The 7620-nt window shown below is 75.1% G+C and carries 1 protein-coding gene; it reads left to right on the plus strand.

The genetic code is table 11. The features are described from left to right. A partial coding sequence (locus ACZ60X_RS43660) for an SDR family NAD(P)-dependent oxidoreductase (protein ID WP_469611384.1) occupies positions 1-7620 on the plus strand: 7620 nt, incomplete at both ends.

The raw sequence follows: 7620 nt of genomic DNA on the forward strand, positions 1-7620 counted from the left end.
GTACAGTTCCACCACACCATCACCCACCTCCTGACCACCGGACACACCCACTTCATCGAAACCAGCCCCCACCCCGTCCTCACCACACCCCTCCAACAAACCGCCGACACCACCGACACCACCACCCAGACCGTCGTCACCGGCACCCTGCACCGCAGTCGGCCGTCGTGGACGGCGTTCATGACAGCGCTGGCCCGTCTGCACACCTGTGGCGTGGGGGTCGACTGGGCCCGGTTCTTCGAGGGCGGCAGGCCGCGGCGGGTCTCGCTGCCCACCTATCCCTTTCAGCGGCGCAGCTACTGGCTGGCATCCGGGGCCGGACAGCAGGCCGCCCCTCAGGTCGCCCCCGGCGGCTCGGCGGCGGCACCGCGTCCGCAGGCCGCCGGCGACGCGCCAGCGGCGCTGCCCCCGGGCGAACGGCGACGGGCGCTGCTGAAACTGGTGCGCACGAACGCGGCAGCGGTCCTCGGCCACCTCGGCGGCGAGGAGCCGGGCTCCGGCCGGTCGTTCAAGGAACTCGGCTTCGATTCCGCGCTCGCCGTGGAACTGCGCGACAGGCTGGTCGCGGCGACCGGTCTGGAGCTGCCGGCAGCGCTGCTGTACAACCATCCGACGCCCGAGGCGCTCGCCGAGTACCTGCGTGATCGCCTGGACGAGGCGCCCGGCACCGCAGTGCCCGCCGTGCCGGCCGCGGGGGACGGGGCGGACGGCGGCGATCCGATCGCCGTGGTGGGGATGGCCTGCCGGTATCCCGGCGGGGTACGCACGCCCGAGCAGCTGTGGCGGCTGGTGGAGACCGGGACAGACGCGATCTCCGACTTCCCGGACAACCGTGGCTGGGACCTGGAGGCCCTGTTCGACCCGGAGGCGCGGAACTCCGGCACGTCGTCGGTGCGACGCGGCGGGTTCCTGCCGGACGCCGACCTGTTCGACCCCGCGTTCTTCGGCATCAGCCCGCGCGAAGCACAGGCGATGGACCCCCAGCAGCGGCTGCTGCTCGAGGTGTCGTGGGAGGCCCTGGAACGGGCCGGCATCGATCCGCTGTCCCTGTCGCGCAGCCAGACCGGCGTGTTCGTCGGCGCGATGTCGCAGGAGTACGGGCCACGGCTGGCGGAGGGCGCCGAAGGACTGGAGGGCTTCCTGCTCACGGGCACCACGGCGAGCGTGGCGTCCGGCAGGATCGCGTACACCCTAGGCCTGCAAGGGCCCGCCCTCACAGTCGACACCGCATGTTCTTCCTCGCTGGTGGCCGTGCACCTCGCGGTCCGTGCGCTGCGGGGCGGGGACTGCCCGTTGGCGCTCGCCGGCGGCGCGGCCGTGATGTCCACGCCGGGCATCTTCGTCGAGTTCAGCCGCCAGCAGGGGCTCTCCCCGGACGGCACCTGCAAGGCCTTCGCCGACACCGCGGACGGCACCGCCTGGGCGGAAGGGGCCGGCATGCTGGTGCTGGAGCGGCTGTCGGACGCACGGCGCAACGGGCACCGGGTGCTGGCGCTGATCCGCGGCTCCGCCGTCAACTCCGACGGCGCGAGCAACGGTCTGACCGCGCCCAACGGGCCGTCCCAGGAACGGGTCATCCGCCAGGCCCTCGCCGACGCCGGGCTCGGCCCCGGTGACGTGGACGCAGTCGAAGCGCACGGCACCGGCACCAGGCTGGGCGACCCCATCGAGGCACAGGCCCTCATCGACACCTACGGGCGGGGCCGCTTCGCGAACCAGCCGCTCTGGCTGGGGTCACTGAAGTCGAACATCGGGCACGCCCAGGCCGCGGCGGGTGTCGGTGGCCTCATCAAGATGGTGATGGCGCTGCGTCACCGTGTGCTGCCCCGCACGCTGCACGCGGACCGGCCGACCAGCCAGGTGGACTGGTCCGCGGGCACCGTACGGCTGCTGGCCGAGGCCCGGCCGTGGCCGGACACACCGGTCCGGCGGGCGGCGGTGTCGTCGTTCGGCATCAGCGGCACCAACGCGCACCTGGTGGTCGAACAGGCCCCCGAGGAGCAGGAACCGTCGGCCGCCGGGGCCGGGGACATGGTGCCGGCCGCCGACGCCGACGCCATGCCGTGGCTGCTGTCCGCCCCGGACGAACGGGGCCTGCGGGCCCAGGCGGACCGGCTGAGCCGCTTCCTCGAGGCCGCCCCGGACGGCACGCTGACCGCGATCGGCCGTGCGCTGGCCACCACCCGCGCCGCGTTCGCCCGCCGCGCCGTCGTCGTCGGCGCCGACCGGGCCGCCCTGCGGGCGGGGCTCGCGGCGCTCGCGGACGGCACCCCGGCGTCCCCCGGCGTCGAGACCGGCACGGCGGCGGACCGCGGGAAGGTCGTGTTCGTCTTCCCGGGGCAGGGTTCGCAGTGGGCGGGGATGGCCGCCGAACTGATGGAGACCTCGCCGGTGTTCCGTGAGGAACTGCTCGCCTGCGCCGACGCGCTCCAGCCGTACCTGGACTGGTCGATGCGCGACGTCCTGGCGGGCCGGGAGGGCGCGCCCGGAATGGACCGTTCGGACGTGATCCAGTGCACCACGTTCGCGGTGGTGGCCGCGCTGGCCGCGCTGTGGCGGGCGACAGGGGTGGAGCCCGACGCGGTGATGGGCCACTCGCAGGGCGAGATCGCCGCGGCCTATGTCGCCGGCGCCCTCTCGCTGCCGGACGCCGCCCGGGTGGTGGCGCTGCGCGGGCGGGAGCTGCTGGCGGTGGCGCACACCGGCGGCCTGCTGTCGGTGGCGCGCTCCCGGGCCGAGGTGACGGAGCTGATCGGCCCCTGGGAGGGGCGGCTGACGGTCGCCGCGCTGAACGGGCCCACCTCCACCGTGGTCGGCGGCGACCTGGAGGCCCTGGAGGCGCTGCGGTCCGCGTGCGAGCGGGCCGGGGTGTGGGCCCGGCGCGTACCCATCGACTACGCCTCGCACACGGCCCACATGACGGCCGTACAGGACCGGTTGGCGCAGGTGCTGGCGCCGATCGAGCCCCGTACGCCGCGGATCGCCTTCCGCTCCACGGTCCAGGGCGTCCGCCACGAGCCGGTCGCGACCGGAGCCGGTTACTGGTACCGCAATCTGCGCAACCAGGTCGAGTTCGAGCCGGTGATCCGGGAGCTGCTGGCCGAGGGATACGGCACCTTCATCGAGGTCAGTCCGCATCCGGTGCTGACCCAGGCGATCGAGCAGACCGTCGAGGCCGTCGGTGCCGCGGGGACCGTGGTCGCCGAGTCGCTGCGCCGGGACGACGGCGGCTGGGCCCGCTTCGCGACGGCGCTGGGACGGGTACACGTCCAGGGGGTGCGGGTGGACTGGCCGGCGGTGTTCGGCGGCGTCCCGGCGCTCCCGGTCGACCTGCCGACCTACGCCTTCCAGCGGCAGCGCTACTGGATCGAGTCCGCACCCCGGGGCGCGAACGCGCTCGGACACCACCTCCTGGATTCCGTGACGGAACTGGCCGACGGCGCGGGGCATGTGTTCACCGGCCGCCTCTCGCGCGCGACGCGGCCCTGGTCGGCCGACCACGCGCTGGGCGGCACCGTGCTGCTGCCCGGCACGGCACTGCTGGACATGGCGGTGCGGGCCGGGGCGGAGGTGGAGTGCGACCGGGTCGACGAGCTGACCCTGGAGGCGCCGCTCCTCGTACCCGAGGACGGCGAGGTCCGGCTCCAGGTGGTGGTGGGCGCCGCCGACGGGGCCGGGCGCCGGCAGCTGCGGCTGTTCTCCCGGCAGCCCGACGGCGAGTGGACCCGGCACGCGAGCGGTTTCGTCTCGGCCGGTGCGGTCGGCGGCCCGGCGGCGCCAGCCGGACACTGGCCGCCGCGAGGGGCGGCGGAGCTGGACGTTGCCGCCCTCTACGACAGTCTGCGGGAACAGGGCTACGCGTACGGGCCCGCGTTCCGCAACGTCCGGGCCGCCTGGCGGCTGGGCGAGGAACTGTACGCCGAAGTGGCCGTCGCGGCGGACCTGTCGGTGGGTACCGGCAGGGGTGCCGCTCCGCACCCGGCGCTGCTCGACGCCGCGCTGCATCCGCTGGCCGCCACCGGGGTGCTCCGCGCCGAGGCGGGGCGGATGGTGCTGCCGTTCTCGTGGACGGGTTTCTCGGCATCGCCGGGCGGCACGGACATGCTGCGGGTGCGGCTGGTCTCGGCCGGGGCCGACGGCGTGCGAGTCACCGTCACCGACGGCACCGGCAGCACGGTCGTCGCGGCCGGTTCGCTCACGCTGCGGCCCATCGACGCCGACCGGCTCTCACCCGTCCGGACGGTCCGGGACCTGTACGGCGTGCAGTGGCGGCCGGTGCCGTCCGGCGTGCCCGAGGCCGCCCGCTGGGCCGTGCTCGGTGACGCCGCGCCGACGGGCGGCCCGGACGCCGACGCCTACCCGGACCTCGCGGCACTGCGCGCGGCGCTCGCGCACGGCGCCCCGGTCCCCGACCTGGTTCTCACCGGACCGGTGAACGACGGCACCGCCACCGAGGGCCTGCCGCCGGACGCGGCGGCGCACCTGCTCACCGAGCGGCTGCTGACGCTCCTGCAGGAGTGGTTCACCGACGAACGGCTCGACGGCACGCGGCTGGTGATCCTCACCCGGGGCGCGGTGAGCGTCGGCGACGAATCCGCGGCGCCGGCTCCGGCGGGAGCCGCCGTATGGGGCCTGGTCCGGTCGGCGCAGACCGAGCACCCCGGGCGGCTCCTGCTGCTCGACCTGGACGGCGAGCAGGCATCCGGCCGGGCGGTCGCCGCCGCGGTCGGCAGCGGCGAACCCCAACTGGCCGTCCGCGCCGGGGCCCTACGGGTGCCTCGGCTCGGCCCGCTCGCGCCGGCTGGTGCGCGCGCCGAGGCCCCGGCATTCGACGGCACCGTGCTGATCACCGGCGGCACCGGGGGGCTCGGCGCCCTGGTCGCCCGGCATCTGGTGACCGCCCACGGGGTCCGGCACCTCCTCCTGGTCAGCCGCCGTGGCCCCGAGGCGGCCGGGGCCACCGACCTGGTGACGGAACTGCGCACCGCGGGCGCGGAGGTCACCGTGGCCGCGGCCGACGCGGCCGACCGGGCGTCCCTCCGCGCTGTGCTGGAGGCGGTCCCGGCCGAGCGTCCGCTGTGCGCGGTCGTGCACCTCGCGGGCGTCATCGACGACGGGACGGTGCTCTCCCTCACCCCGGAGCGGATCGCCGCGGTGCTGCGGCCGAAGGCGGACGCGGCCTGGAACCTGCACGAGCTGACCCGTGACCTGCCGCTGACCGCGTTCGTCCTGTTCTCCTCGGCGATCGCCACCCTCGGTGGCGCGGGCCAGGCCAACTACGCGGCGGCCAACGCGTTCCTGGACGCGCTGGCCGAGCACCGCCGGGCGGCCGGCCTGCCCGCCCTCTCGCTGGGCTGGGGGCTGTGGGCCGAAGCCGCCGGCATGGCGGGGCGGATCACCGAGGCCGATCAGGCCCGGCTGCGCCGTGCGGGTCTGGCCGCGATGAGCGCCGAGGAGGCACTGGCGCTGTTCGACGCGGCGCTCGCCGCCAACAGGCCGGTCGCGCTGCCGGCCAGGCTCGACCTCGCCGCCGTCCGGGCCGAGCACGGCTCGGGCCAGGCCCCCGCCCTCCTGCGCCGGCTGCTGCCCCGCACCGGCGCGCCGGCCGCCCGGGGCGCCAGCCAGCCGGCCGCGCTGACCCGGCGGCTGGCCGAACTGCCGCCCGTCGAGCGCGAGACGGCGCTGCTGGACCTCGTCCGTGCCAAGGCCGCCGAGGTGCTGGGCCATGACGGGCCGGCCACGGTCGACCCGGACCGGGCGCTGCGGGAACAAGGACTCGACTCGCTCACCACCGTGGAGCTGCGCAACCGCGTCAACGCGGCGACCGGACTGGGGCTGCCGAGCACGGTCGTGTTCGAGTACCCGACGGCGGCCGCGCTGGCCCGGTTCCTCGCGGAGCGGATCACCGGCGCGGCGGACACCGACCAGGGCGCGACGGCTCGGGTGCGCAGCGAGGAACCGCTGGCGATCGTGGGGATGGCGTGCCGCTATCCCGGCGGGGTGCGGTCCCCCGAGGACCTGTGGCAACTGGTGTCCGAAGGCGTCGACGCCATCGGCGAGTTCCCCACCGACCGGGGCTGGAACCTCGACGCCCTCTACCACCCCGACCCCGACCACCCCGGCACCAGCTACACCCGCCACGGCGGATTCCTCTACAACGCCGCCGACTTCGACCCCGAGTTCTTCGGCATGAGCCCCCGCGAGGCACTGGCCACCGACCCACAACAACGCCTCCTGCTCGAAACAGCCTGGGAAACCCTCGAAAACGCCGGCATCGACCCCACCACCCTGCGCGGCACCCGCACCGGCGTCTTCACCGGCGTCATGTACGACGACTACGGAAACCGGCTCACCCAAGCCGCCCCCGACGGCTTCGAGGGATTCCTGCTGTCCGGCACCCAGACCAGCGTGGCGTCCGGGCGGGTGTCGTACGCGCTCGATCTGTCCGGGCCCGCGCTGACGGTGAACACGGCGTGCTCGTCATCACTGGTGGCGCTCCACCTGGCCGCCCAGGCACTGCACAACGGCGAGTGCGACCTCGCGTTCGCCGGCGGGGTCACCGTGATGGCCACTCCCACCGCGTTCGTCGAGTTCAGCCGCCAGCGCGGCCTGGCGCCGGACGGGCGGTCCAAGTCGTTCGCCGCGGCGGCCGACGGCGCCGCGTGGAGCGAGGGAGCCGGCCTGCTGCTCGTGGAACGGCTGTCGGACGCACGCCGCAACGGACACCGGGTCCTCGCCGTCGTACGCGGCTCCGCAGTCAACCAGGACGGCGCCTCCAACGGGCTCACCGCACCCAGCGCGGCGGCGCAGCGCCGGGTGATCAGGCAGGCCCTGGACGGCGCCGGGTTGTCCGCGTCCGAGGTGGATGTGGTGGAGGCGCACGGCACGGGGACCCGGCTGGGCGACCCCATCGAGGCGGAGGCGCTGCTGGCCACCTACGGCCAGGACCGGCCCGACAACCGGCCGCTGTGGCTCGGCTCGTTGAAGTCCAACATCGGCCACACGCAGGCCGCGGCGGGCGTCGGCGGGATCATCAAGATGGTCCAGGCGATACGGCACGGCGTGCTGCCCAGGAGCCTGCACATCGACGCGCCGTCACCGCACGTGGACTGGGGCCAGGGCACCGTCGAACTGCTCACGGAGAACCGCGACTGGCCCGCCGGGGACCGGCCCCGCAGGGCCGCCGTGTCCTCCTTCGGCATCAGCGGCACCAACGCGCACGTCATCCTCGAACAGGCCCCGGTGGAGCAGCCGGCACCGGTCCAGGAGAGCCCGGCCGGCCCGGTCACCTGGCCGCTGTCGGCGAAAGCACCGGCCGCGCTGCGGCAGCACGCCCGGCGCCTGGCCGATCACGTCGAGGCCCGTGCCGACCTCACGCCGGCCCAGGTCGCCGCCGCCCTGGAGGCCCGCGCGGACTTCCCGCACCGCGCCGCCGCCATCGGCAGCACCCGCGAGGAACTGCTCGTCGCACTGCGGGCGTTGGCAGCCGACCAGCCCGATGCCCGGCTGGTCCAGGGCACCGGTGCCCCCGGCAGGACGGTGTTCGTGTTCCCCGGGCACGGTACCCAGTGGACCGGTATGGGCCTGGACCTCATGCGGACCTCACCGGTGTTCACCGAA

The sequence above is a fragment of the Streptomyces sp. NPDC104106 genome (assembly GCF_055584345.1).